21 protein-coding genes are annotated in these 23,378 nt (G+C 35.8%); 18 read left to right on the top strand and 3 right to left on the bottom strand.

Annotated features, from left to right (window positions below; genetic code table 11):
• The first annotated feature begins 12 nt into the window (after nucleotides 1-12).
• The 7 genes from AC1PU0_RS15690 (at nucleotide 13) to AC1PU0_RS15660 (ending at nucleotide 6,502) form a co-directional block, all read left to right on the top strand.
• Entirely contained in the window at nucleotides 13-2,637 is a 2,625-nt protein-coding gene (locus AC1PU0_RS15690; RefSeq protein WP_479998564.1) for a YfhO family protein, read from the top strand.
• Nucleotides 2,638-2,855: 218 nt separating this feature from the next.
• Entirely contained in the window at nucleotides 2,856-3,278 is a 423-nt protein-coding gene (locus tag AC1PU0_RS15685) for an Rrf2 family transcriptional regulator (RefSeq protein WP_069653433.1), read from the top strand.
• 67 nt (nucleotides 3,279-3,345) lie between these two features.
• Nucleotides 3,346-3,969 (top strand): NAD(P)-dependent oxidoreductase, encoded by a 624-nt coding sequence (locus AC1PU0_RS15680; RefSeq protein ID WP_206848910.1) that lies wholly within the window; start codon nucleotides 3,346-3,348, stop codon nucleotides 3,967-3,969.
• 342 nt (nucleotides 3,970-4,311) lie between these two features.
• On the top strand, nucleotides 4,312-4,863 hold the full coding sequence (gene amaP / locus AC1PU0_RS15675) for an alkaline shock response membrane anchor protein AmaP (protein ID WP_479998563.1): 552 nt from the start codon (nucleotides 4,312-4,314) through the stop codon (nucleotides 4,861-4,863).
• Between the two features lie 10 nt (nucleotides 4,864-4,873).
• The gene (locus AC1PU0_RS15670) at nucleotides 4,874-5,071 is read left to right on the top strand and encodes a DUF2273 domain-containing protein (protein ID WP_111246830.1); all 198 of its coding nucleotides are present in this window, start codon (nucleotides 4,874-4,876) and stop codon (nucleotides 5,069-5,071) included.
• 39 nt (nucleotides 5,072-5,110) lie between these two features.
• Nucleotides 5,111-5,647 carry an Asp23/Gls24 family envelope stress response protein gene (locus AC1PU0_RS15665; RefSeq protein WP_069653429.1) on the top strand — a complete coding sequence of 179 codons (537 nt, stop codon included), beginning with the start codon at nucleotides 5,111-5,113 and terminating at the stop codon, nucleotides 5,645-5,647.
• 213 nt (nucleotides 5,648-5,860) lie between these two features.
• Nucleotides 5,861-6,502: a DUF421 domain-containing protein gene (locus AC1PU0_RS15660; protein WP_206848914.1), complete on the top strand. Its 642-nt coding sequence runs from the start codon at nucleotides 5,861-5,863 to the stop codon at nucleotides 6,500-6,502.
• Nucleotides 6,503-7,151: 649 nt separating this feature from the next.
• Here the strand turns inward: AC1PU0_RS15660 and AC1PU0_RS15655 are convergent.
• Nucleotides 7,152-7,664, bottom strand: a complete 513-nt coding sequence (locus tag AC1PU0_RS15655; protein WP_206848916.1) for a DUF6933 domain-containing protein — start codon at nucleotides 7,662-7,664, stop codon at nucleotides 7,152-7,154.
• A gap of 356 nt (nucleotides 7,665-8,020) precedes the next feature.
• Between AC1PU0_RS15655 and AC1PU0_RS15650 the strand changes: the two genes are divergently transcribed.
• The 3 genes from AC1PU0_RS15650 (at nucleotide 8,021) to AC1PU0_RS15640 (ending at nucleotide 10,590) form a co-directional block, all read left to right on the top strand.
• Complete coding sequence (locus AC1PU0_RS15650) at nucleotides 8,021-8,731, top strand: hypothetical protein (RefSeq protein ID WP_111246835.1); 711 nt, start codon at nucleotides 8,021-8,023, stop codon at nucleotides 8,729-8,731.
• A 329-nt stretch (nucleotides 8,732-9,060) separates the two neighbouring features.
• The gene (locus AC1PU0_RS15645) at nucleotides 9,061-9,270 is read left to right on the top strand and encodes a mersacidin family lantibiotic (protein ID WP_206848918.1); all 210 of its coding nucleotides are present in this window, start codon (nucleotides 9,061-9,063) and stop codon (nucleotides 9,268-9,270) included.
• A 531-nt stretch (nucleotides 9,271-9,801) separates the two neighbouring features.
• A complete protein-coding gene (locus AC1PU0_RS15640; RefSeq protein WP_206848920.1) occupies nucleotides 9,802-10,590 on the top strand; it encodes a TraX family protein in 789 nt (262 codons plus the stop codon).
• Between the two features lie 58 nt (nucleotides 10,591-10,648).
• Here AC1PU0_RS15640 and AC1PU0_RS15635 read toward each other — a convergent pair whose 3' ends face one another.
• Nucleotides 10,649-11,818 carry a hypothetical protein gene (locus AC1PU0_RS15635; protein WP_479998562.1) on the bottom strand — a complete coding sequence of 390 codons (1,170 nt, stop codon included), beginning with the start codon at nucleotides 11,816-11,818 and terminating at the stop codon, nucleotides 10,649-10,651.
• Nucleotides 11,819-11,997: 179 nt separating this feature from the next.
• On the opposite strand from AC1PU0_RS15635, the gene AC1PU0_RS15630 reads away from it, so the two are divergent.
• The 5 genes from AC1PU0_RS15630 (at nucleotide 11,998) to AC1PU0_RS15610 (ending at nucleotide 18,340) form a co-directional block, all read left to right on the top strand.
• Nucleotides 11,998-13,245 carry a competence/damage-inducible protein A gene (locus AC1PU0_RS15630; protein WP_479998561.1) on the top strand — a complete coding sequence of 416 codons (1,248 nt, stop codon included), beginning with the start codon at nucleotides 11,998-12,000 and terminating at the stop codon, nucleotides 13,243-13,245.
• A 107-nt stretch (nucleotides 13,246-13,352) separates the two neighbouring features.
• Nucleotides 13,353-14,399: a recombinase RecA gene (recA, locus tag AC1PU0_RS15625; RefSeq protein ID WP_069653419.1), complete on the top strand. Its 1,047-nt coding sequence runs from the start codon at nucleotides 13,353-13,355 to the stop codon at nucleotides 14,397-14,399.
• A gap of 278 nt (nucleotides 14,400-14,677) precedes the next feature.
• Nucleotides 14,678-16,234: a ribonuclease Y gene (rny, locus tag AC1PU0_RS15620; protein ID WP_111246840.1), complete on the top strand. Its 1,557-nt coding sequence runs from the start codon at nucleotides 14,678-14,680 to the stop codon at nucleotides 16,232-16,234.
• Between the two features lie 168 nt (nucleotides 16,235-16,402).
• The gene (locus AC1PU0_RS15615; RefSeq protein WP_206848926.1) at nucleotides 16,403-18,055 is read left to right on the top strand and encodes a peptide ABC transporter substrate-binding protein; all 1,653 of its coding nucleotides are present in this window, start codon (nucleotides 16,403-16,405) and stop codon (nucleotides 18,053-18,055) included.
• A 150-nt stretch (nucleotides 18,056-18,205) separates the two neighbouring features.
• Nucleotides 18,206-18,340, top strand: a complete 135-nt coding sequence (locus AC1PU0_RS15610; RefSeq protein ID WP_479998560.1) for a hypothetical protein — start codon at nucleotides 18,206-18,208, stop codon at nucleotides 18,338-18,340.
• A gap of 253 nt (nucleotides 18,341-18,593) precedes the next feature.
• Here AC1PU0_RS15610 and AC1PU0_RS15605 read toward each other — a convergent pair whose 3' ends face one another.
• Nucleotides 18,594-18,797, bottom strand: a complete 204-nt coding sequence (locus AC1PU0_RS15605) for a helix-turn-helix transcriptional regulator (protein WP_479998559.1) — start codon at nucleotides 18,795-18,797, stop codon at nucleotides 18,594-18,596.
• 557 nt (nucleotides 18,798-19,354) lie between these two features.
• On the opposite strand from AC1PU0_RS15605, the gene AC1PU0_RS15600 reads away from it, so the two are divergent.
• From AC1PU0_RS15600 to mutS, 3 genes are all read left to right on the top strand, one after another.
• A complete protein-coding gene (locus AC1PU0_RS15600) occupies nucleotides 19,355-20,152 on the top strand; it encodes a TIGR00282 family metallophosphoesterase (RefSeq protein WP_206848928.1) in 798 nt (265 codons plus the stop codon).
• 272 nt (nucleotides 20,153-20,424) lie between these two features.
• Entirely contained in the window at nucleotides 20,425-20,793 is a 369-nt protein-coding gene (locus AC1PU0_RS15595; RefSeq protein WP_206848929.1) for a YlbF family regulator, read from the top strand.
• Between the two features lie 2 nt (nucleotides 20,794-20,795).
• Nucleotides 20,796-23,363 (top strand): DNA mismatch repair protein MutS, encoded by a 2,568-nt coding sequence (mutS, locus tag AC1PU0_RS15590; protein WP_206848930.1) that lies wholly within the window; start codon nucleotides 20,796-20,798, stop codon nucleotides 23,361-23,363.
• The last annotated feature ends 15 nt before the right edge of the window (nucleotides 23,364-23,378 follow it).

Below are 23,378 nucleotides of genomic sequence, written 5' to 3'. Positions count from 1 at the left end.
AGTGAGGTTAGTATGAGAAAGAAAATTCATTTATTTATTAAAGATAATGGCCTTTATATACTATTGAGTCTAGCGTTGCCGGTGTTGATCATGGTCGTTGTATATTCAAAAATCGGTATTTATCCAGGAAGTGAGCATCGAACTATTTTAGCGAGTGATGCTTTTTCTCAATATGTTAATTTTTATGCTAGCTTAAACAACGTATTTAAAGGCGATCAAAGTATTTTTTATACGTGGAATAGTTCAATGGGGTTGAATTATTGGACCTTTATTGCTTATTATTTAGGCGGAATATTTAGTCCGTTGGTTCTATTCTTTTCAAGTCTTCAGCTTCCAGATTTTCTTTATTATCTGACCCTGTTGAAAATCGGTAGTTTGGGCGGAGCATTTTGGATTTTTTCTTATCAGACGTTTCGTTTGCCTAAGTGGAATCATGTTGTATTGAGTGTTTCATATGCGTTGATGTCGTTTGTTATTGCTTATTCTGAAATTCTTATGTGGTTGGATGCTATGCTTTACTTACCTTTGATTGTTTTGGGAATTCACCGTTTAATGGACAAAAAAAAGCCAGTTCTTTTGTTTGTTAGCTACTTTCTTTTATTTGTGTCAAACTTTTATATGGCATTTATGGTGGGGTTGTTTACTTTTGGCTATTTTCTCGCACGCTTGTTGACGAACCGTTCCCAATATTTGCCTCGTTTTCCAATGTATTTGATCACATCACTCTTGGCAGGTGGGGCATCAATGGTCATGATTTTACCGACTTTACTAGATTTGAAAAACAATGGTGAAGCACTTAGTAAAATTGTTAGATTGAAAACAAAAAACACTGGTCCCTGGGATTTAGTGATCAAAAATATGGTAGGGATCTATGATAGTACGAAGGTTAAGTCAACTCCTTTTATTTATATTGGTTTGTTGGCAGTTGTTTTTTGTCTATTCTTTTTTGTGACGAAGAAAGTAGCATTACGCCAAAAAATTTGCTATGGCAGTCTACTGCTTGTCTTAGTGGCGAGTTTCTATTTCGAACCGCTAAATCTCTTTTGGCAAGGGATGCATACGCCAAACATGTTTAATTTTCGATTTAGTTTTTTGTTCTCTTTCTTCGTTTTAGTCCTAGCAGGTTACGGTTTTGAAAAATTTAAGCCTGATGATTTTGATCAGTTGGTAACCATTGTTTTGGGCTTGATAGGCACGTATATGGCGGTAAAATTTATGACGGGTCAAGGTGATTATACCTATATTCAATCAATCAATTTTATTTGGACACTCGTTTTTTTAATTAGTTACTTGTTCCTTTTTGCTTTAGTAAAAAGAAAAAACGGTTTTAGAAAGGGCATTGGGGTCTTTTTTATTCTATTGGTTTGTGTAGAGGCGGGACTTAATAGTTATGGTATCGTTGAGGGAATCCAAACGGAGTGGCATTATCCAGCTCGAAAATACTATGCAGATTCCTATCAACCAATCAAAGAATTAGTGGATCAAACGAAAGATGATAATGACACGTTCTATCGTTTAGAAAATTTGAATCCTGTTTCACCTAATGATGCGTTTAATTATGGATATAGTGGTGTCAGTATGTTCTCCTCCATTCGAAATCGTCATTCGTCGTACTATTTGAACGGATTAGGGTATCGATCGTTAGGAACGAACTTGAATATTCGTTATGCCAACAATACTCTTTTGATGGATTCATTAGTAGGGATAAAATACAATTTAGCGAAAGAGGATGTTCTGAAATTTGGTTATAGTAAAATCTCTGAAAAAGAAGAGTATGCACTTTATGAAAATAAGTATGCATTGCCTTTAGGGATGTGGACAGATGATGCAATCTATGAACCTGGTGCAGTCGAATCTCAAGCAACACTCTTGAATCATTTAGCGAAAACGAACGAAGATTTCTTTACGTTTAGTGACTTAGAGCAAGTGGATATGGTGAACATGCGTGAAGAAAAGGGACGAATCAATCAAACGGATGTTGTGACCTATATTCCTAAAAAACAAAATGAACCGATGGTTTTGGAATGGACAGTAGAGGTGCCAGCTAATAAACAGGCATATGTCAGTATTTTTCCAGTAGATTATAGAACTTTTGGGAGCCCGACGTTGAAGTTAGAAGTAGATGGTGTGGTGTATGACAGTTCCGTTAGTGAGACTGGGCAGTATTACTCGTTAGGTTACCATAAAGAAGCCAAAAAAGTTACATTTAAAATGACTATTTCCAATGTTAAAAAGCAAAATGTTTTTCAAATCGTTCAACCCGATGTTGCGTTATTAGATATTGATAAATTCAGTCAATCTATTGAAGCAATCAAGGATAACGGGGTTGAATTTAAAGTGGAAGGACGTAGAGCGAAGGCGGAAGTATCATTGGATCAAGATCAAGTCCTCTTTACGAGTATCCCATATGATAAGGGATGGAAGGCATATATTGATGGGAAAAAAGTGCCTATTCCTACTTTTAAGCAGGCCCTTTTGACCTTACCAGTAAGTGCTGGAGAACATGAAATTGAATTTGTCTTTTTACCGCAAGGATTTTTGACAGGCGTTGCGTTACTGCTTATATGTATGGGTAGTTTTATTGCATATGTTTGGATAGTGCGTAAGAAAGAGACAGATCCTTTTTATATGGATTAGATCACTGCTTGAAACGATTTTCAACCTAGTACCTTCTAGAATTGAGGTGTGAGGAAGTTGGAAGTCGTTTTTTGCGATCATTCGTTTAGAAATAGGGATTTCGTTGCTAACTATGTGAATAACTTAAAATAATCGAATACTTTTCATTGACAATTACAAGAAAACGCAGTAAGATTTAAATGTAACTTATTTTGTTACTAAGAGTTGGAGTGATAGACATGGCCATGTCGACAAAATTAAGTGTGGCGATCCATATCCTCAGTTTGATCGAAATCGGACCACCCGATCGTGTCAATTCTGAATTGATTGCTGCAAGTGTCAATACAAATCCAGTTGTTGTTAGAAGACTGATGAGTAAGCTAAAAAAAGCTGGACTCATTCATACAAGCAGAGGTGCCACGCAAACGTATTTATTGAAAAAACCGGAAGATATTTCTCTCTACGATATCTATGAAGCAGTTGAATTAGATCATGAAGTATTCAATATTCACCAAAATCCTAATCCAAACTGTCTAGTCGGAGCAACTATCCAAACGGCTTTGGAAGTGCAATATGCAAAGGTTCAGCAAAGCATGGAAGCAGAACTAAAAGAGATTAATTTGTCGGATGTAATCCATCAAATCAAGCAACAAGAGACTTGAACGGTCTCTTCTCTTTTTAAAATAAAATGTAACAAAAAAAGTTTCATTAAAAGGAAGGAAGATCATCATGAAAGTAGCAATTTTAGGAGCAAATGGAAAAGCAGGTTCAGAAATTTTGAAAGTAGCAAAAAAACGAGGATTAGATGTGACAGCTATTGTTCGTGATGCAGCTAAAATCACAGATGGCACGCCTGTAATTGAAAGAGATGTATATGCCTTAACAACAGAGGATGTCAAAGACTTTGATGTCTTAGTCAGTGCCTTGGGGTTCTGGGGTGATGTGAGCGAATTTACAGGGTCAACACAACACTTGATCGATATTTTAACAAATCAAAAAACGCGTTTATTCATTGTTGGTGGAGCTGGAAGCTTATTTGTAAATCCAGAACATACGGTTCGTTTAAGCGAAACACCAGATTTTCCTGAAGCATTTAAACCATTAGCGACTGCAATGGGCAAAGGGTTAGACTTATTGGAAGCATCCAAAGGATTGAATTGGACCTACATTAGCCCAGCAGCAGAATTTGATGCAGAAGGCCCAGTTACAGGCAAATATGTGATAGCAGGAGAAGAACTAGAAGTAGATAAAGACGGCAAGAGCTATATCTCATACGCTGATTATGCAATTGCGATGGTAGATGAAATCGAAAAGAATACACATCCTAACCAACGTTTTAGTGTTCATCAATAGAAAGCCATTCGAGGTGTTCAAACAAAGCTGTGAAAAGTTTTGTTTGAACGCTTTTTTTAGTTTCGAATTGCTGGTTTTAGGTAAAGGATCAGGATTTGATCTAAGCATATTGAATCAGATTTGCTTAGTTAGATGATTCCCTAAAACAGTCGTTTTAGGCATAAAAATATAATCTTAAAGGTAGAAAGCACTTTTATAGTTCTATCATTAAGCGCTGTTTTTGCTTGTTATGTTCATTAATTAACTAGCTACTCCGAAGCATACCTTTTGACAGAAATAGTAAATTATTGTTATTTTTATATATAGATATAAATAAAGACAATAATTGACAGGAGGTTCACTTTGAGTAAACTAAAAAAAACAATTGTTGCTATTTTTCTTTTGTTATTTATGTATTTGTGTTTTTCAGTAATAGTATCTAATCAAACATACGTATCTATACCATTTTACTTCTTAAATCTGGATGAGTATCCATTAGTTGGGGAATGGCTCCCTACAATCACATTCTATCTCGCAGGTAGTATCTTCATCGTTTTATTTATTCTAATGTTTGTTACAATATTATATCCAAAGAAATTTAGTCAATTCAAATTCAAAAAAACAGATGGCGTTTTACGAATTAGCAAAAAGGCGGTTGAAGGAGTTATTTTTGAGGCGTTGACAACAGAGAAATTGATGAAGAATCCAAATGTGAAAGCAACAATGAGTCAAAGAAAGATAAAGATAAAAGTTAAAGGTGATTTTCAAATAGTTTCAGATCTATATGGAAAAACTGATAAATGGAGTGAACAGTTAGAAACTCAACTACACGATTTGATTGGACCTGATGTAAAAATTTCAATCAAAATTAAATTCGAAAAACCTCAACCAGAAAATAATAATCGGGTGAAATAGGAGGAAACATATGAATGAAATATGGGAAACATATCGAGGTCCTATTATTGGTGCACTAGCAGGTTTGTTGATTGCACTATTGATATTGACGTTAGGTTTTTTCAAAACGGTTCTAATTATCGTATTTGTTATTGTTGGTGGTTTTGTGGGATGGTATGCGAGTACACAGAGATGGATAGATATCTTTCTTTCTAACAAAAGAAAGTAAAACTATAAATAAATTAGCTAAAAGAAGGGATTTGAGCATATGGATAACAAAAATGTACAAAAAAAAGAAGAAGTAAATGTAAATGAAATCAAGGGTGAACTTACTTATGATGATAAAGTGATCCAAAAGATAATCGGGATTGCGTTAGAGTCAGTAGATGGATTACTAACAGTAGAAGGCGGTTTTTTCTCAAACGTTGCTAATAAGCTTGTTAATAGGGAAGATGTTACTACTGGAATCGATGTTGAAGTAGGGAAAAAACAAGTTGCAGTTGATTTAGATGTTGTAACCGAATACGGCAGAGATATCGCAGCGTTATATGAAAAAATCAAAGAGGTTATTTCTAGAGAAGTAGAAAAAATGACTTCTCTTAAAGTAGTAGAAGTGAATGTAACTGTAACAGACGTAAAATCAAAAGAGCAATATGAAGAAGATTCAACGACCGTTCAAGACCGTTTAAGTGATGCAACCGAATCAGTAAGCAATTTCACAAGTGAACAAACAGAAAAAGCAAAAAAAATGGCAAGTAACGGTGTAGCGAAAGCAAAAGATGCTACAGAGTCAAGAGTTCAATAAACTATTAAATTTAAGAGGTTGGGACAGAAATGTTTAACTCCGAGAAATAAGAAGGAATTTACGAAAATTGCTCTTCAAATTTTTGTGAATTTCGGCTTATTTCCGAAGGAGTTGCTTCTGCGCCCACCGTTTATTCGGTTACTAAGAGCCTGAAACATAACGTTTTTAGTTATGTCCCAGGCTTTTTATAATACAGTAAAAAGGAGAAATAACATGTTTTATCTAGAAACATTTATAAAATTATTATTAGGTTTGCTAATGGCTACAGCTATTATTAAAGTAACTGGTAAAACGACATTAGCACCTCAATCGCCTATCGATCAAATTCAAAACTATATTTTGGGAGGAATAATAGGGGGAACTATCTATTCTCAAGATATCACAATTGGAATGTTTATCATTGTAATGTTTATATGGGCATTAATATCTATATCATTTTATTATGTAAGAAAACAGTTTCCAAAGATTTCAGAACTGCTCGATGGCAGAACTATTCGAGTTTTGGAAAAGGGGTCGATTGTTAAAAATTCCTTAACAGAAGCCAGTTTAACCATCGATCAATTATATTCAATGTTGAGAACTCAAGGAGTAGGATCTATAACACAAGTTGAAGTAGGGACCATTGAGAAAAATGGAAGCTTGTCAGTTATTTTGAAGGAAGCCACAGAAAAAAACTATTTAATCATTTCTGATGGTAAAGTAAATGAAGATGAGACGAATAGATCGAAACTGACAGAGAATGAGCTAACTAAAATATTGGCAGATAATGGTACTCCGAATATAGAAGACATAATGATATTAGAGTTGGATGAAGAACTTAACGTAAATTTCATTCAATTGGAATCGGACGAGTAATACTAAAATAAAAAAAATTGGTAGATGCAATAGGTTGCAGCTATCAATTTTTTATTTCCAAATTAGTCGTAATGACTTTGAAGATGAGAAAATGTAGTTACTCCTATTTTCTCAAGCGTTGATTATGAGAACTTAAAAGGATCGAGCAAATAAAATCGATCAGTCTGAATCAGGAAAATTGACTGTCAAAAGTTACGGTCATAAGTAATTAAACTCGAATAGGGTATAACCGACATAAAAATGTTATGTCAGTTTTTCGTAAAAGTACCCATATCGCCAATGATTGCAATCTGAACGACAGCTTGAATAGAATCAATTAACCTTTATAAAGCCATAATCTCTCTTATTAACCGAATAATATGCAGGTATTTTCTGTAACGAATATCTAATACTAAACGTTTGTTCGACATGTTTTAATAAATTATAACAATCAGTTATTATTATTTTGTTTCTGATGTTTTTTTTGCATGAAGGATTTCAATAAAAAAAGAAAACAAGAATGTGATAGTAACCTTCTAATTGAAATTTTGTCATGTTCATTGGAGTAAATAGTCCATTATTTTTCATAGCAGCATGCTAAAAAGTTAGGAAGTCTGTAGTGATCCCAAGAAATTAGATTTGTGGTCTAACTTTTTTGCGTCTGTTCAGTCTATAACTTTTCTAACTCATTTTTAACTACTTCAGTACTGAAAGAATATTCAGGGGTCATACTACGGTAAGGAATGTTTGCAAGAAATTCCATTTCAGAAATTTGTAAACGTAAACGTTGGTCAATATTTTCAGGATAAGATTTTAACAGTTGAATCATATTATTGTTGATACTCATAACAGAGCGATTGTAAGCATAAGAAATTTCCATTCTACCAGCTCTCAGAAAATATTTTTTTATTTGATACGATTTGTCTGTACTATAACTAAAGACATGTTCAATACCTTCTTTTATATAGAGAGAAAGATGTGGACTATTTTTAGCGTTAATGTCAGCTAAAACGATTGGAGAAAAAGAAAGATCATTAACTAACACTAAAATTTTCTTTCTATCTAAAGTAAAATAATTAGCATGCCAAGAGAAAAAGGATCGTTCAGTTGAACTTAAGGTATTAGTAGAGACTGGAAATTCATTGAAAAGTGGTAATGATTTTTTTGTAGGGACAATAATCATGAGCAAACTCCTTTGGTGTTTATAATGAGTACAGTATAACATACACAGAGAAAATGATTTAAAGTACAAGGGGTGCTTGTACCAAAAATAGTTATTTTTAGCTCGTAATTCTGATTTTGATCCTTTCTTTGCATGGTCCAGTCTATATTTCTTATCAAATTTTTATGAATAATGTTTGATCCCGACATAAAGAAGTAGTAACGAACGCTTCTTGAAAGTTTCTTACCCTCTACATTCATTATAGTCTACTCCCTCAGTTACAACTCATTAAGTTGTTTATTATTTTCTATTTGTTTATAATTTGTTTATATTTATATGCTATTATAAATTTAACTTATAAATAGGAGGTACAAATGATGAAAAAATTAGTTCTAGTTTCAGTAATTGCTTTAGGTTTGTTTTCGAGTCTATTCATAGGAAAAACAAGCTATGCTACAGAGGTTTCCGAACAGGATAGAGAGACGAGTATTCAAGATCAGATAACTATCGATTCTGTAAAGTCAGGTTTACAACATATTAGTGGTACAGCGATATCTACGCCGTGGACATCCTATTCCGTGTATGTTAACGGTCGATATGTTTCACAAGCGGGAACCCGATATATTGATGGGAAGTTAAAGTATTCTACTAGTTACGTAAATATATCTGGAAAGAATGGTCCAATTGCCTTGTCTGTTGGAGACAAAGTTACAGTTGAAGCTTATTCAGGTGATGGATTCTATGTTGAAAAAAATATTTATTCAACAGTTGAAACAATTGTAGAACAAGGAGTCATTCAGCCAGATAAAATTCCTTCTGAAACATTTAGTGTGAATCCTGTAGCAGCAGATAGCGCTGTTCATATTTCTGGTACAAAACATCCTAATGCTTCTTATTATAGAATATTAGTGAACGGTAAATACGTTGGTCGGGCATCGAATAGAGCAAGTGACTATTCAACAAATTCTCAATTTAATGGTCCAATTAGCTTGAAAAGTGGAGATAGAATAACTGTAGAAGCCGTTTCAGGCGATGGATTCCATATACCGATTAAAATTTATAGTACGGTTGAAACCATAGCTCAATAAAATCATCATATGAAATCAGATGATTTAGCATTTGAGGTTGGGACAGAAGTGTTTATTTCCGAAGGAGTTGCTTCTGCGCCCACCGTTTATTCGGTTACTAAGAGCCTGAAACATAACCTTTTTAGTTATGTCCAGGCTCATTTTTTGTTTCTCTTTATACTTTTTACCCAACCGGACAAGCTTATCCTAAACAACTATCATGATATATATGAAGGTTGCCGGCGTTGATATAAAATCTGTTCAACCTATACGAATCTCAATGTTTTCAACTTTACTTTTCAATTAACAAATAGTAAAATATAATGAACTAAACAAGGAGGTTGAAATCTATGTTAAATAAAACTGCCTTACAAAAGGTTGGAAAATCATTTGAAGAATTAACTATGGAGGAAATGAAAGTCATTCAAGGATTTGGGGTCAATAACCAAGCATATGGAAGTAATAACAGGGCCTGCTATAATTGGAGCGCTAAATGTGGTCAGAATGGGTATAACAATAGCACTCGATTAACTGGCTGTAACAACAACTGGTGGTTCTAAATGAACACAATCTTTTTACGTAAGTAATTATAATGAGCTCAGACTGTAAACAAACTCGTTAATTTTGAGTGTTGTTTACAGTTTTTCATACTAATTAAATAAACTTTTTCGGGAGTCTACATTGCATTAAAAAAATGTAATTAATCATACTTGATCTGCCTAAGCTTAAGAAAACTTGCATCGACTCTTCTTTATTTAACAAAACAACATAACACTCAGATTCTGTAGTTCCATCTTCTTAATCCGAAATTTTATCAATCTCAAAAGCTAGACTTTTGTTAGGTCTAAAAGAAAAAAAATCCTCAATTGATTCTCACTCGCACATGAATTAAGTGTGTTAGGCAACGCTGTTAACATAGTATTTAGTCCTGTAACTATCATGTAAATCCTCTTAATTTGGATCATCAAATATTACCCTTTCTACTCGTTTTCGAATGACAAAATTGAAAGATTCTTGAAAGGTGATTCTAAGGTAGAAAAGAACTATCTAGTTTATAATATTTTAGGTGAATAAGTGAGGAGCGTATCAAAATGAATAGTTTAACAACGAGTAAGTTTAAGGGATTTACGACATTTGATTTAAAAATAATGGGCATTGTTCTGATGTTTATCGATCATATTCATCAAATGTTTGTTCCGATGGGGGCGCCGAATTGGCTTGATTGGTTTGGACGACCTGTTGCGACGCTTTTCTTCTTTGTGAGTGTGGTGGGTTTTAGTCATACAAGAAGCAAAGAAAAATATATAATGCGGTTGTATTTAGGCATGGTACTTATGGCATTAGGCAGTTTTGTAATTCAGAATATTGTTGGATACGAAGAAGTTCAGTTGATAAATAATATTTTTCGCGATCTTTTGGTTGGAACATTAATGATGTATGGAATCGATAAAATTTCTGAAGGTCGTTCAAGTAAAAAAATCGGGAAAATTTTATTAGGCGTTGCTATTATACTATTTCCAGTCATCTCATCGGGTATTTTATTTTCACTCTTGTCAAATCCGAATACGATCATGGCTGCAGTCTGGGGTGTGAATTTTATTCCAGCATTGCTGTTTACAGAAAATAGTTTTATGGTATTGCTAATCCCATTGATGTATTTAGCAAGAAATCAACGTTGGTTGCAATGTCTGTTGATCGCGATAGCAGCTCTATTTTTCTTTTCTCAAGGATCAACACAATGGATGATGATTTTTGCTGTGATTCCGATTTTATTGTTTAATGGTGAAAAAGGAAGAGGGATGAAGAACTTCTTTTATTTCTTCTATCCATTGCATATTTGGATTTTGTATTTGGTTTCTGCTTATCTGTTTACACATTGATTTAACGTTAAAAATAGGCCTTCCTTAGATGGGAAGTGCCTATTTTTTATGATTAGTTTTAAAAACATTTAGAGCAAGGGGTAAGACCTCTTGCTTGTGCCTCTTCTAGCGTTGCTGGAGTATAGGTACCATTGCCGCATTTGCGATTATGATATTTAGAACCAGTTGGTGTAACTAAGACAGTTTGCCCAATCCCTTGTGTATCTGGAGCAGGAGTTTCTGGTGTTTGAGCGGCAGCGGCAGCTTGCGCTTGTTCAGCTGTTTTTTGGGCTTCTTGTTCAGCTCTCCTCTGTGCTTCGGCAACTCTTTTTGCTTCTTCTTTTTGATTTGTAAGTGTTTGTTTTACATTGTTTGCTCGATTAGTTAACTCGGCATTGCCATTTGGCAGTTCTTTGATTCTAGCAATTGCTTGATTGTAATGATCATCTGTCGGTTCCTGCTCTGCTTTTTCTACGGCTTCACGAGCAGTGGCAATTTGTTTTTTTGCCTTTTCTTTTTCAGTAATTTTTTGTTGAACAGTTGTCAAACGTTTTAGCAAAGAGTCTTTATTTAAGGTTGCTTTTGCAACTAAGGCAGTTGCAGAATCGACATGTTCTTTTGTTTGGTTTGTTTCTGCTAGTTCAACAGCTTCGTAAATCGGGACATTGTCTTTTACGATGGCTAACCGTCGGGTAAAATCTTTTTGTTCATTAGTTAATGAAGTAATACGTGTTGCGGCTTCATTATAATTTTTTTGCGTAGGTTTATTTTCAGCTAAAACTAGGGCAGTTTCAGCTTTTTTTACTGTTTCCTGATCTTGTTTTGCTTCATTTAAAAAAGCAACAAATGCTTTGGAAGGTTTGACTTCGATAGTTTCAGCTTTGTCTTTATCGCCGATTGAAGCAACAAAGGTTAGCTTTTGTGATTGATCATCTTTTAATGTAATTTTATAAGAGAAAGTACCGTTTTTTGTTTCGACTTTTTCGCCACCAAGAGTGATCTCGCTTTCATCATTCGTTTTTCCTTCAATTGTCGCGGTTCCTTGATCGTTTGTTTCTATTGATTTGTCCGCAATATCAATGCTTGGAGATGCGGGTAGTGCAAATCCAGCGCCGATCATTACGATAAAACTAGCACCTGTTAAAAGTAATGCCTTCTGTTTTGGTTGTTTTTTGAAAAGTGCTTTTAATGAAAGAAAGCCTCCAATTAGTATTCCTAAAAAGCTTATAAGTGCAATAAATACTGCCATATTCTCCTTTTCCTCCTTTAACTCACTATACAAATTGTACCATAATATTATATAAATGATAGTGATACCATTGTTTTAGATTATAAAGCAGATAAAGGCGTTTGGTAGTAATAAAAAAAATTCCTGTGATAAAATGAAATAAGAATCATTTACGTATCTTATCAGAGAAGAGGAGAAAAATGAAAGCAGAGATCATTGCAGTTGGTACAGAGTTATTATTAGGACAAGTTGTCAATACAAATGCGACGTTTCTATCAGAAGAATTAGCAGATTTGGGAATTGAGGTGTACTATCATACCGTTGTAGGAGATAATCCGAAGCGACTAGAACAATTATTGGTTGAAGCTGATGGCCGCAGTGATCTAATCGTTCTATGCGGTGGATTAGGACCGACAGACGATGATTTGACTAAAGATACTGTAGCCGAACATATTCATCGTTCTTTAGTTCAAGATGAGCAGGCACTTACTCGTCTTCATGAATTTTTCAAGTTTTCAAAGAATAAAATGACCGAAAACAATTTGAGACAGACCTTGATGATCGAGGGTGGGATTGCGGTTCAAAATCCTACAGGACTAGCAGTAGGAACATTGATCACGGAAAACGAGACGACCTATCTGTTATTGCCAGGGCCACCGAATGAGTTAAACCCGATGTTTAAACAAAATGCCCGGCCGCTATTGGAAGACCTATTTCCGCAAGCAGAACAGCTAATATCAAGAGTGTTAAGGTTTTACGGTATTGGCGAATCACAACTAGTGACAGAATTAAAAGAGTTGATCGACAGCCAAACCAACCCGACGATTGCCCCCTATGCCAAACCAAATGAAGTGACATTACGCTTAACAGCTAAAATTGCTGATGAATTAACTGGTCAGCAGTTGTTAGATGATTTAGAAGCAAAAGTGATGAATAAAGTTGGCGAGTATTTCTATGGATATGGTGATGACAATAGCCTAGTAAAAGTCACAGTAGACGAATTAAAAAAATCTGGAAAAACGATCACAGCTGCGGAGAGTCTAACGGCAGGTCTGTTCCAGAGTACCTTAGGAGATATACCAGGTGTTTCAGAAATTTTCCAAGGTGGTTTTGTTACGTATTCTATAGGGACAAAAGAACGTTTTCTAGGGATTGATCCGGCATTACTTGAAAAAGAAGGAACCGTTAGCGAAGCTTGTGCAATCGCTATGGCAGAACAAGCAAGAAAGGTTGCAGAGGCAGATTTAGCTGTCTCATTTACAGGTGTAGCAGGTCCAGATGAATTAGAAGGCCAGCCAGCAGGAACTGTTTGGATTGGTTTAGCCCAAAAAGGTCAACCGACAATAGCTGTACTTCAACAGTTTAATCGTGATCGAAAGTATATTCGTCAAAGTGCCGTGATGAAAGGCTTAGACCTGGTTCGAAGAGCGGTAGTTAAGAAAAATTAAAAAGGCGAATGTTTGTTCGTTTTTCTCTTGCTTTTTTTAAGTAAACCAGTTATGATATATGTATTGAAAAGGAACTTAAATCGTTTATATATAAGGAGGATTATCGATTGGCAGATGATCGTAAAGTGGCCTTAGATGCCGCATTAAAAAAAATCGAAAAGAATTTTGGTAAAGGCTCAGTAATGAAATTAGGGGAAAAGATCGATCAACAAATTTCGACTATTCCTAGTGGCTCACTAGCATTAGATGTTGCATTAGGTGTTGGCGGTTATCCTCGTGGACGAATCGTTGAAGTCTATGGACCAGAAAGTTCTGGTAAAACGACTGTTGCATTACATGCGATCGCATCTGTACAACAGCAAGGCGGAACAGCTGCATTTATCGATGCAGAGCACGCGTTAGATCCTCAATATGCGCAAGCTTTGGGTGTGAATATCGATGAGTTACTTCTTTCACAACCAGATACTGGTGAACAAGGTCTAGAAATCGCAGATGCATTGGTTTCCAGTGGCGCAATCGACATCGTTGTAATTGACTCTGTAGCGGCTTTAGTACCGCGTGCAGAGATCGATGGAGAGATGGGAGCAAGTCATGTTGGTTTGCAAGCACGTTTGATGTCACAGGCTTTACGTAAGCTTTCAGGTTCAATTAACAAGACAAAAACAATCGCCATTTTCATTAACCAAATTCGTGAAAAAGTTGGTGTCATGTTTGGTAATCCTGAAACGACACCTGGTGGTCGTGCTTTGAAATTCTACGCAACTGTTCGATTAGAAGTAAGACGTGCAGAACAATTGAAGCAAGGGACAGATATTATCGGTAACCGCACAAAAATCAAAGTTGTTAAAAATAAGGTGGCACCGCCATTTAAAGTAGCTGAAGTAGATATCATGTACGGCCAAGGGATTTCTCAAGAAGGAGAATTACTTGATATGGCGGTCGAAAAAGATATTGTTGATAAGAGTGGTGCGTGGTACAGTTATAAAGAAGAACGAATCGGTCAAGGACGTGAAAACGTCAAAGTTTACATGACTGAACATCCAGAAATGGTAGAAGAAGTCTCTAAACGTGTCCGTGATGCATTCGGCATCGGTGATGGTACAGCTTTTGTTGAAGAAGAACAAGCGCAAGAAGAACTTCCTCTTGATGAATAATAATACAGATTTAGAAACAAACCACTAAAGGCTATCAAAAGCTTTTTGTTGGTTTGTTTTTTTTGTAGTAGAAATTCTTTTCACTACCAGAGCTCTTTCGATAGGAAAGGGCTTTTTTAAGTTGACACACTGGTGCACAAACATTAGAATAAAGTTGTATACAAATATTAGTATATAACTTTTACCTGTATGCAAGTAGACATATTGATAATTGATTATAGTTTATCAGAAAACTACATGAATATTGAAAATTTGAAGATAGTACGGAGGTGGAAACAATGGGTTTAGAAATTCTCCTCGCTATCATCGGTGTAATTGTCGGTCTTGGTTTAGGGTTAGTCGTTGCAAAATCACGTCATGAAAAGGCTATAGATGGTGCAAAGTCCTCTGCAGAAGGTATAATCGAAAGTGCTACGAAAGAAGCAGAGACTCTGAAAAAAGAAGCTTTATTAAAAGCTATGGAAGAAAACCAGAAGTATCGATCAGAAATTGAAAGTGAGTTGAAAGAAAGCAAAGTAGAACTTAAATCTCAAGAAAATCGTTTATTACAAAGAGAACAAACGTTAGATCGTAAAGATGATTCTCTTGAAAAACGTGAAAACTCACTGGAAGAAAAAGAAGAGAAACTTGGTGCTAGACAGCAATTAATTGATGAGCGAGAAAAAGATGTAGAAGAACTAGTTGAAAAGCAACATCAAGAAATAGAACGTATTGCTTCACTATCTAAAGACGAAGCAAGAGATATCATCATGAAATCAACAGAAGAAGAATTAAGTCACGAGTTAACTGTAATGGTCAAAGAATCTGAGCAACGTGCAAAAGAAGAATCGGATCGTAAAGCTAAAAATTTACTTTCACTAGCGATTCAACGTTGTGCAGCTGATTCAGTTTCTGAAACAACTGTCTCTGTTGTTAGTTTACCAAACGACGAGATGAAAGGAAGAATCATTGGCCGTGAAGGACGTAACATTCGTACGCTAGAAACCTTAACAGGAATCGATTTGATTATTGATGATACGCCGGAAGCTGTTGTACTTTCTGGATTCGATCCAATTCGCAGAGAAATCGCACGTATGACGCTTGAAAAATTGATACAAGATGGTCGAATTCATCCAGCGCGTATTGAAGAAATGGTTGAAAAATCTCGTAAAGAAATGGATGAACGCATTCGTGAATATGGTGAACAAGCTGCCTTTGAAGTTGGCGCTCACACATTACATCCAGATTTGATTAAGATTTTGGGTCGCTTACGTTTCCGTACAAGTTATGGTCAAAACGTATTGAATCACTCAATCGAAGTGGCGAAATTAACAGGTGTCCTAGCCGCAGAAATTGGTGAAGACATCCAATTAGCAAAACGTGCTGGTCTATTACATGATATTGGTAAAGCGCTAGATCATGAAATCGAAGGCTCCCATGTTGAGATTGGTGCCGAATTAGCCGCGAAATACAAAGAAAATTCAACAGTGATTAATGCAATAGCATCACATCATGGAGATGTAGAAGCAACTTCTGTTATTTCAGTATTAGTTGCAGCAGCAGATGCTTTATCAGCTGCTAGACCGGGTGCCCGTAGCGAGTCAATGGAGAATTACATTCGTCGCTTAGAAAATTTAGAAAATATTTCTAATGGATTTGAAGGCGTTGAATCTAGTTTTGCAGTACAAGCTGGTCGTGAGGTTCGTGTAATGGTCAAACCAGATGAGATCACAGATTTAGAAGCTGTTCGTTTAGTTAGAGATATTCGTAAGAAAATCGAAGACGACCTAGATTATCCAGGACACATCAAAGTGACCGTTATCCGGGAAACACGTGCAGTAGATTACGCTAAATAAGTAAAGTCAAAAGAAGCAACTCCCTTGGAGAGGTTGCTTCTTTTTTATCATAAAAATTAGAAAAAATTCAGAATATTTTTACTAAACCCATCGTAGTGTTTTAATTGTGACGAGCCTAAAACTTTGATATATTCTTGGTAGCTTTTATTAAAATTGGGGGTTTTTTAGATGAAATTAAAGAAAAGTGCCTTACTAGGTTTAATTACAGTATCGAGCATCGCCCTAGTTGCATGTGGGGGAAACGCTAAAAATGCCGATAGCGGTTCAGGTAGTGATGAAAAAGTATTTAGATTTATTGAAAGACAAGAAATGCCAAGTGCAGACCCTTCACTTGCAACGGATGAAGTAAGTTTTGTTGCATTGAATAATGTGTACGAAGGGATTTACCGCTTAGACAAAGAAAGTAAACCTCAACCAGCTGGTGCAGCTGAAATGGCAGAAGTTAGTGAAGATGGTCTGACGTATAAAATCAAATTAAGAGAAGATGCGAAATGGACAGATGACAAGCCTGTAACTGCAGCAGATTATGTTTATGGCTGGCAAAGAACGGTTGATCCTGCAACCGGATCAGAATATGCTTATATGTTTAATTCTGTAAAAAATGCTGAAAAGATCTCTAAAGGTGAAATGAAAAAAGAAGAGCTTGGAATCAAAGCAATTGGGGATTATGAACTAGAAATCAATTTAGAAAAAGCAACGCCATACTTTGATTATCTATTAGCGTTCCCTTCATTTTTACCACAAAGACAAGATATTGCTGAAAAATATGGTAAAGACTATACAACAGCAAGCGATAAAGCAGTTTATAATGGTCCATTTACATTAACTGATTTTGATGGTCCTGGGACAGATACAAGCTGGTCTTACACAAAAAATGACAAATATTGGGACAAAGACACTGTTAAATTAGACAAAGTCGCAATTGATGTAGTAAAAGAAGCACCAACTTCATTAAACTTATTCCAAGATGGTCAAGCAGATGAAGTACCGCTATCTGGCGAACTAGCACAACAAATGAAAAACGAACCGGATTATATCGTTTTAAAAGGTGCCTCAACTTTCTATCTTGAACCAAACCAAAGAGAAGAAAGCTCACCTTACCGCAATGTGAATTTACGTAAAGCAATCTCATATGCGATCGATCGCAAAGCGTTAGTGGATCAAATCTTGGCAAATGGTTCTGCTGTTCCGATTGGTCTTGTTCCAGAAGGTTTAGCTGTTAATCCAAAAACAGATGAAGACTTCGCGAAAGAATCAGGTGACGAAGTTGTATATGATGTTGATAAAGCAAAAGAGTCATGGAAGAAAGCCAAAGATGAATTAGGTATTTCTACGTTATCAGTTGATTTATTGATTGATGACACTGACAATGCTAAGAAGATGGCTGAATATCTTCAAGGCTCATTGTCTGACACACTAGATGGATTAAAAGTATCCGTTAGTCCAGTACCATTCTCTGTTCGTTTAGATCGCTCAAATAAAGGTGACTTCCAAATCGCAGTTAGTGCTTGGGGAGCAGATTACGCTGATCCAAGTAGTTTCCTAGATTTATTTACGACAAACAATTCTTATAACAGAGGACACTATTCAAATCCAGAATATGACAAATTAGTAGATGCTGCTTCAACAACAAATGCAAATAATCCAGAAGCACGCTGGCAAGATATGTTAGATGCAGAAAAAGTGATTATGGGCGATATGGGCGTTATCCCATTGTATCAAAAAGCTGAAGCACATCTTCGTTCTGAAAAAGTCAAAGACGTTGTTTACCACTCAACAGGCGCAAAATATGACTTTAAATGGACATATATCGAAGATTAAGAAACAAGACAAAAAGACTTTTCCAGTCAACTAGCTGGAAGAGTCTTTTTGTCTAGCGAAACGATTCAAAACTATGTATCAGAAATTTTAACTAAATATGGATCATAGATACGCAAAGCTAGAAAATTTGGTATTGAGGGATCCTTGAAAATGAAAGGATATCCGCTAACTTTGACTAAGAAAAATGTGAATATGAAAGAAACCGTAAGCGAAGAAACACCTGAAGAACGTAATTGCATCAAAGAGCCCAAAAAAGACGAGCGGACCATCCACAGCTTCCGATAAATTTATGGATGTATGAAAAAGAAATTAAACGGGGAAAGCCCTATCCAATGTCGAAAATTAGTACAACAAGTAGTTTCATATATAATTTCATCGCAGAAAAAACGGAGTAGATTTTTCTACTCCGAAAAAGTTAAACTTTTTTGGTTCACTTGATTATGAGCGTAGTCTGTATTTTTGATGATTCACATATTTTAAGAATAAGTTAGACAAGGTATCAAGCTAATGTACCATTATTTTCTTGATCCTTAAAGACCTAAGAAAAAATATCTGATACTTCTTTATTTAATGAATTGGCGATATTTAACGCTAAAGAATCAGAAGGTTTGTATTTTCCTTTTTCTATACTTTGGATTGTTTGGATAGAGACATCTACTTTCTGTGCTAACTCTTCTTGTGTGATATTCGTGCTACTTCGTATTTCTTGTAAATTATTTTTGATCAATTTTTTCATGGTCATAAGGCCTTCTTTCTTTTATTTTTATGCTAGTAAAAAAATCGGATAATGAAGTCTTTACTAACAATTTTAACTAAAAAATGGTTTGATTTTCCTTTTTGGTTCTATTCAATAAAGAACGCTAAACTACTGGTAAAAAAACGTATTACAGTTACCGATGATTGCTAGCGTGATTAACTTTCACACAGGTTCTGAATGCTAGAAGTTCATTTATTTGCCTATTAAAAATGGGTATTGATACTATGCGCATATGTCTGATTTTTTTTCGAAATATATTAAATATATACTCTCTAATCATAATGATACCAAATATTAAATGATTTATATACACAATATTAAACTAATTGTTAGATTTTTTAAATTAATAAGTTTTGGTATTAGAAAATGGATGAGTATTGAATAACTGTTTCCTTGTATGAGGGAAAATAAAGGTGGCGAACCTTCTCAACTGTGTTTACTAAAAATAAAGCCATGACAACTGTCACAAACTAACAGCCCTTTCTTTCCGCTCAAAAAACCTCTATAATAATAGTAGAAATTAAAAGAGAAGAGGAAGTTTTTTGCGTATATTATTTATAGGAGACGTAGTAGGATCATTAGGTCGAGAGACAATCACGACCTATTTACCAAAATTAAAGAAAAAATACCGTCCACAAGTCACGATTCTTAATGGTGAAAATGCGGCGGCAGGTCGTGGAATCACAGGTAAGATCTATAAGAAGTTCTTGCAAGATGGTGCAGATGTTGTCACATTAGGAAACCATACTTGGGATAACAAAGAGATTTTCGAATTTATCGACGATGCTAAAAAAATGATTCGTCCGGCTAACTTTCCTCAAGGGACACCTGGACAAGGGATGGTTTTTGTCAAAGTCAATCAACTTGAATTAGCAGTTATCAACATGCAGGCGCGTGTTTTTATGGCGGATATTGATGATCCGTTTCGTAAAGCAGAAGAATTAATCACAGAAGCTCGCAAGCGGACACCATTGATTTTTGTTGATTTTCATGGTGAAACGACGAGCGAGAAGCAAGCAATGGGCTGGTTTTTAGATGGACATGTGAGTGCCGTTGTAGGGACACATACCCATGTGCAGACCAATGACGCTAGGATTTTACCAGCTGGGACAGCATTTTTAAGCGATGTCGGCATGACAGGCCCTTATGATGGGATCTTAGGCATGAAGCGCGGACCGATTATTGAAAAATTTAGGACAGCATTACCAAAACGTTTTGAAGTCATCGAAGAAGGACGGGGTTTATTATCGGCTTGTGTCATTGATATCGACGATCAGACAGGACAAGCGAAGAAAATCGAACCGATTCAGATCAGTGAAGATCGTCCGTTTGTAGAATAGAGTTAGTGGGGATTATCCAAACATAGGATAAGATGAATTTTACGTAGTAGCATGTTATGTTCTCAAAACATTCTTAAAGGGCAGAGTAACCAAAATAAAAGGGTGCTCTGTTCTTTTTATCGACCATTTCAGCTTTTGACGCTATCTTATAAAATAACTTATACTGCTTAGGTGCTATTTTTTTTCGCAAACTGTTGATTCTGCTGGAATTATGTTAAAATAAGTAGACCTATTTTACAATAAAATCTTACCCAGAATAAAGGTGTGAAATCATGGAGCCATCCATTACAGATAAAGAAATAAATGAAGAATTAACCAAATTATTGACCTTGCTTGGCGAGGACGAATTGATCCAGCGTTATAAAGAATTAGAAGAAAAAGTCCAAAATAACGAGAAACTGACCGGATTAGTAGAACAAATCAAAGCCGCTCAAAAAGATGCTGTTCAATTTGCTCATTATGATAAACCAGAAGCAGAAAAAGAAGCAATCAAGCGTGCGGACGAATTAACGAAAGAATTCGATGAACATCCCTTAGTTGTGGCCTATCGCGAGCAATTGATGGAAGCCAACGACCTCTTGCAGCACGTCACAGATATGATCCAATATAGAATCAATGAAGAACTAGAGAAGGAAGGGTAACAATGCCACAAAAAACAAAACACACACCCATGATGGAACAATATTTAGCAATCAAAGACCAATACCAAGACGCTTTTCTGTTTTACCGTTTAGGTGACTTTTACGAAATGTTTTACGAAGATGCGGTTAATGCTTCACAGTTATTGGAATTAACTTTGACTAGTCGGAATCGCAATGCAGATGACCCAATCCCAATGTGTGGAATTCCTCATCACGCTGCACAAGGCTATATCGATACATTGATTGAAAAAGGCTATAAAGTAGCAATCTGCGAACAAGTAGAAGACCCTAAAACCACCAAAGGCATGGTCAAACGAGAAGTTGTTCAGCTCATTACGCCAGGCACTGTGATGACGAGTAAAGGCTTAGGAGCGAAAGACAATAACTATTTAACAGCTATCGTCGAAAAGGAGGGTACATTTGGTTTAGCGTATGTTGATTTAAGTACTGGAGAACTAAAAACAGCTGTTTTAAGTGATGAAGATGCGGTGATTAATGAAGCATCGGCGTTGCAAACGAAAGAAATCGTATTAGGTAGCGAATTATCAGAAACATTGCAACAAACATTAAAAGATCGCTTAAACATTATTTTCTCTGAACAAAACCAAGCAGAAGAAAATGCTGAATTCAGTTTTTTAACAAGTGAACTGACACATCCGCTAGAAGTTGATGTAACAGGCAAATTATTAACATATTTAACTGTGACGCAAAAACGTGGATTGTCACATATTCAAAAAGCAGTAGAATATCAGCCAGATCATTTCTTGAAAATGGATCACTATTCTAAATTCAACTTAGAATTGACCCAATCGATTCGAACTGGACTGAAAAAAGGCACCCTATTATGGCTGCTGGACGAGACAAAAACTGCAATGGGTGGCCGTTTATTAAAACAATGGCTAGATCGTCCCTTAATCCAAGAAAAACAAATTCAAACAAGACAAGAAATGGTTCAATCCTTACTAAATGCTTATTTCGAACGTGTTGATTTACAATCTACATTGACCAAAGTCTATGATTTGGAGCGTTTAGCTGGTCGTGTAGCATTTGGGAATGTGAATGGTCGTGACTTGATCCAGCTGAAAACCTCGTTAGAACAAGTACCATTGGTTCGTGAATTGATTGTAGGAATCAATCAAGGGGAATGGAATGATTTATTATTAGAGTTAAATCCTGCTGAAGACATCGTTGAACTGATCAGTAATGCGATCAACGAAGAAGCACCACTTGCCATTACAGAAGGAAATATCATCAAAGATCATTACAACGAAAAACTAGATGAATACCGTGATGCGATGCGCCATGGCAAACAATGGTTAGCTGAACTAGAAGCCAAAGAACGACAGGAAACAGGCATCAAAACCTTAAAAGTCGGGTTTAATCGCGTTTTTGGGTATTACATCGAAGTCACAAAATCCAACTTAGCAAATCTAGCAGAAGGAAAATACGAACGCAAACAAACTCTGGCGAACGCGGAGCGTTTTATTACGCCGGAACTCAAAGAGATGGAAACCTTGATTTTAGAAGCGGAAGAAAAATCGGTCGATTTAGAGTATCAATTATTCTTAGAAGTTCGCGAACAAGTTAAAGCCAACATCGAGCGTCTGCAAAAACTAGCAAAAACAATTAGTGCAGTGGATGTCTTACAAGCTTTTGCAACAGTCAGTGAACGATACCAATATGTTCGCCCGACCCTAAAAAGCAATAGTAAAGAGCTACATATTGTTGAAGGACGTCATCCAGTTGTGGAAAAAGTGTTAGGGCATCAAGAATATATCCCAAATAGTGTTCATATGAGTAAAGAAAATATTATTTTGTTGATTACAGGACCAAATATGTCGGGTAAAAGTACCTACATGCGCCAGCTAGCACTAACGGTAGTTATGGCTCAAATCGGCTGTTTTGTCCCAGCTGAATCGGCTGAATTACCGATTTTTGATCAGATTTTCACACGAATCGGTGCATCAGATGATCTGATTGCAGGTCAAAGTACGTTTATGGTGGAAATGATGGAAGCCAATCAAGCCTTACGTCATGCCACACCAAACAGTTTGATTTTATTCGATGAACTTGGTAGAGGAACTGCTACTTATGATGGGATGGCGTTAGCACAAGCAATTATCGAATATATCCACAGAGAAGTTAAAGCGAAAACATTGTTCTCAACCCATTATCATGAATTGACCGTCTTAGATGAAAAGTTGAGTGGAGTGAAAAATATTCACGTCGGTGCAGTAGAAAAAAATGGCGAAGTTGTCTTTTTGCATAAAATGATGGATGGTCCAGCAGATAAAAGTTATGGGATCCATGTAGCTAAAATCGCTGGATTACCAAGTGCATTACTAGAGCGCGCTGCGACGATTCTTTCGGCTTTAGAATCAGATGAGCAACCGCTTAAAACAGTTGAATACAAAGATGAGATTAAAGAAGATACGGAACAATTATCATTATTTAAAGAAGTATCGACGGATGAGTTAGGTGTGATTGATACCTTGAAGAAAATCAATTTATTAGAAATAACACCAATGGATGCTTTGAATAAATTGCATGAACTGCAAAAAAGAATTTAAACTAAAAAACTGAGC

This window comes from Enterococcus sp. XAF26B05_ASV22 (assembly GCF_056727285.1).
Note: the sequence above shows the minus strand (reverse complement) of the source record. Positions and strands in the feature narration are given on the sequence as shown.

Excerpts from the sequence above, each read along its gene's own strand:
- AC1PU0_RS15665 (WP_069653429.1), top strand. The coding sequence starts at position 5,111 with ATGGATAACAAAAATGTACAAAAAAAAGAAGAAGTAAATGTAAATGAA.
- AC1PU0_RS15655 (WP_206848916.1), bottom strand. The coding sequence starts at position 7,664 with ATGATTATTGTCCCTACAAAAAAATCATTACCACTTTTCAATGAATTT.
- mutS (WP_206848930.1), top strand. The coding sequence starts at position 20,796 with ATGCCACAAAAAACAAAACACACACCCATGATGGAACAATATTTAGCA.
- AC1PU0_RS15645 (WP_206848918.1), top strand. The coding sequence starts at position 9,061 with ATGTTAAATAAAACTGCCTTACAAAAGGTTGGAAAATCATTTGAAGAA.
- AC1PU0_RS15630 (WP_479998561.1), top strand. The coding sequence starts at position 11,998 with ATGAAAGCAGAGATCATTGCAGTTGGTACAGAGTTATTATTAGGACAA.
- AC1PU0_RS15610 (WP_479998560.1), top strand. The coding sequence starts at position 18,206 with ATGAAAGGATATCCGCTAACTTTGACTAAGAAAAATGTGAATATGAAA.
- AC1PU0_RS15635 (WP_479998562.1), bottom strand. The coding sequence starts at position 11,818 with ATGGCAGTATTTATTGCACTTATAAGCTTTTTAGGAATACTAATTGGA.
- AC1PU0_RS15650 (WP_111246835.1), top strand. The coding sequence starts at position 8,021 with ATGAAAAAATTAGTTCTAGTTTCAGTAATTGCTTTAGGTTTGTTTTCG.
- rny (WP_111246840.1), top strand. The coding sequence starts at position 14,678 with ATGGGTTTAGAAATTCTCCTCGCTATCATCGGTGTAATTGTCGGTCTT.
- AC1PU0_RS15595 (WP_206848929.1), top strand. The coding sequence starts at position 20,425 with ATGGAGCCATCCATTACAGATAAAGAAATAAATGAAGAATTAACCAAA.
- AC1PU0_RS15670 (WP_111246830.1), top strand. The coding sequence starts at position 4,874 with ATGAATGAAATATGGGAAACATATCGAGGTCCTATTATTGGTGCACTA.
- AC1PU0_RS15615 (WP_206848926.1), top strand. The coding sequence starts at position 16,403 with ATGAAATTAAAGAAAAGTGCCTTACTAGGTTTAATTACAGTATCGAGC.
- AC1PU0_RS15690 (WP_479998564.1), top strand. The coding sequence starts at position 13 with ATGAGAAAGAAAATTCATTTATTTATTAAAGATAATGGCCTTTATATA.
- AC1PU0_RS15685 (WP_069653433.1), top strand. The coding sequence starts at position 2,856 with ATGGCCATGTCGACAAAATTAAGTGTGGCGATCCATATCCTCAGTTTG.
- AC1PU0_RS15660 (WP_206848914.1), top strand. The coding sequence starts at position 5,861 with ATGTTTTATCTAGAAACATTTATAAAATTATTATTAGGTTTGCTAATG.
- AC1PU0_RS15640 (WP_206848920.1), top strand. The coding sequence starts at position 9,802 with ATGAATAGTTTAACAACGAGTAAGTTTAAGGGATTTACGACATTTGAT.
- AC1PU0_RS15605 (WP_479998559.1), bottom strand. The coding sequence starts at position 18,797 with ATGACCATGAAAAAATTGATCAAAAATAATTTACAAGAAATACGAAGT.
- AC1PU0_RS15680 (WP_206848910.1), top strand. The coding sequence starts at position 3,346 with ATGAAAGTAGCAATTTTAGGAGCAAATGGAAAAGCAGGTTCAGAAATT.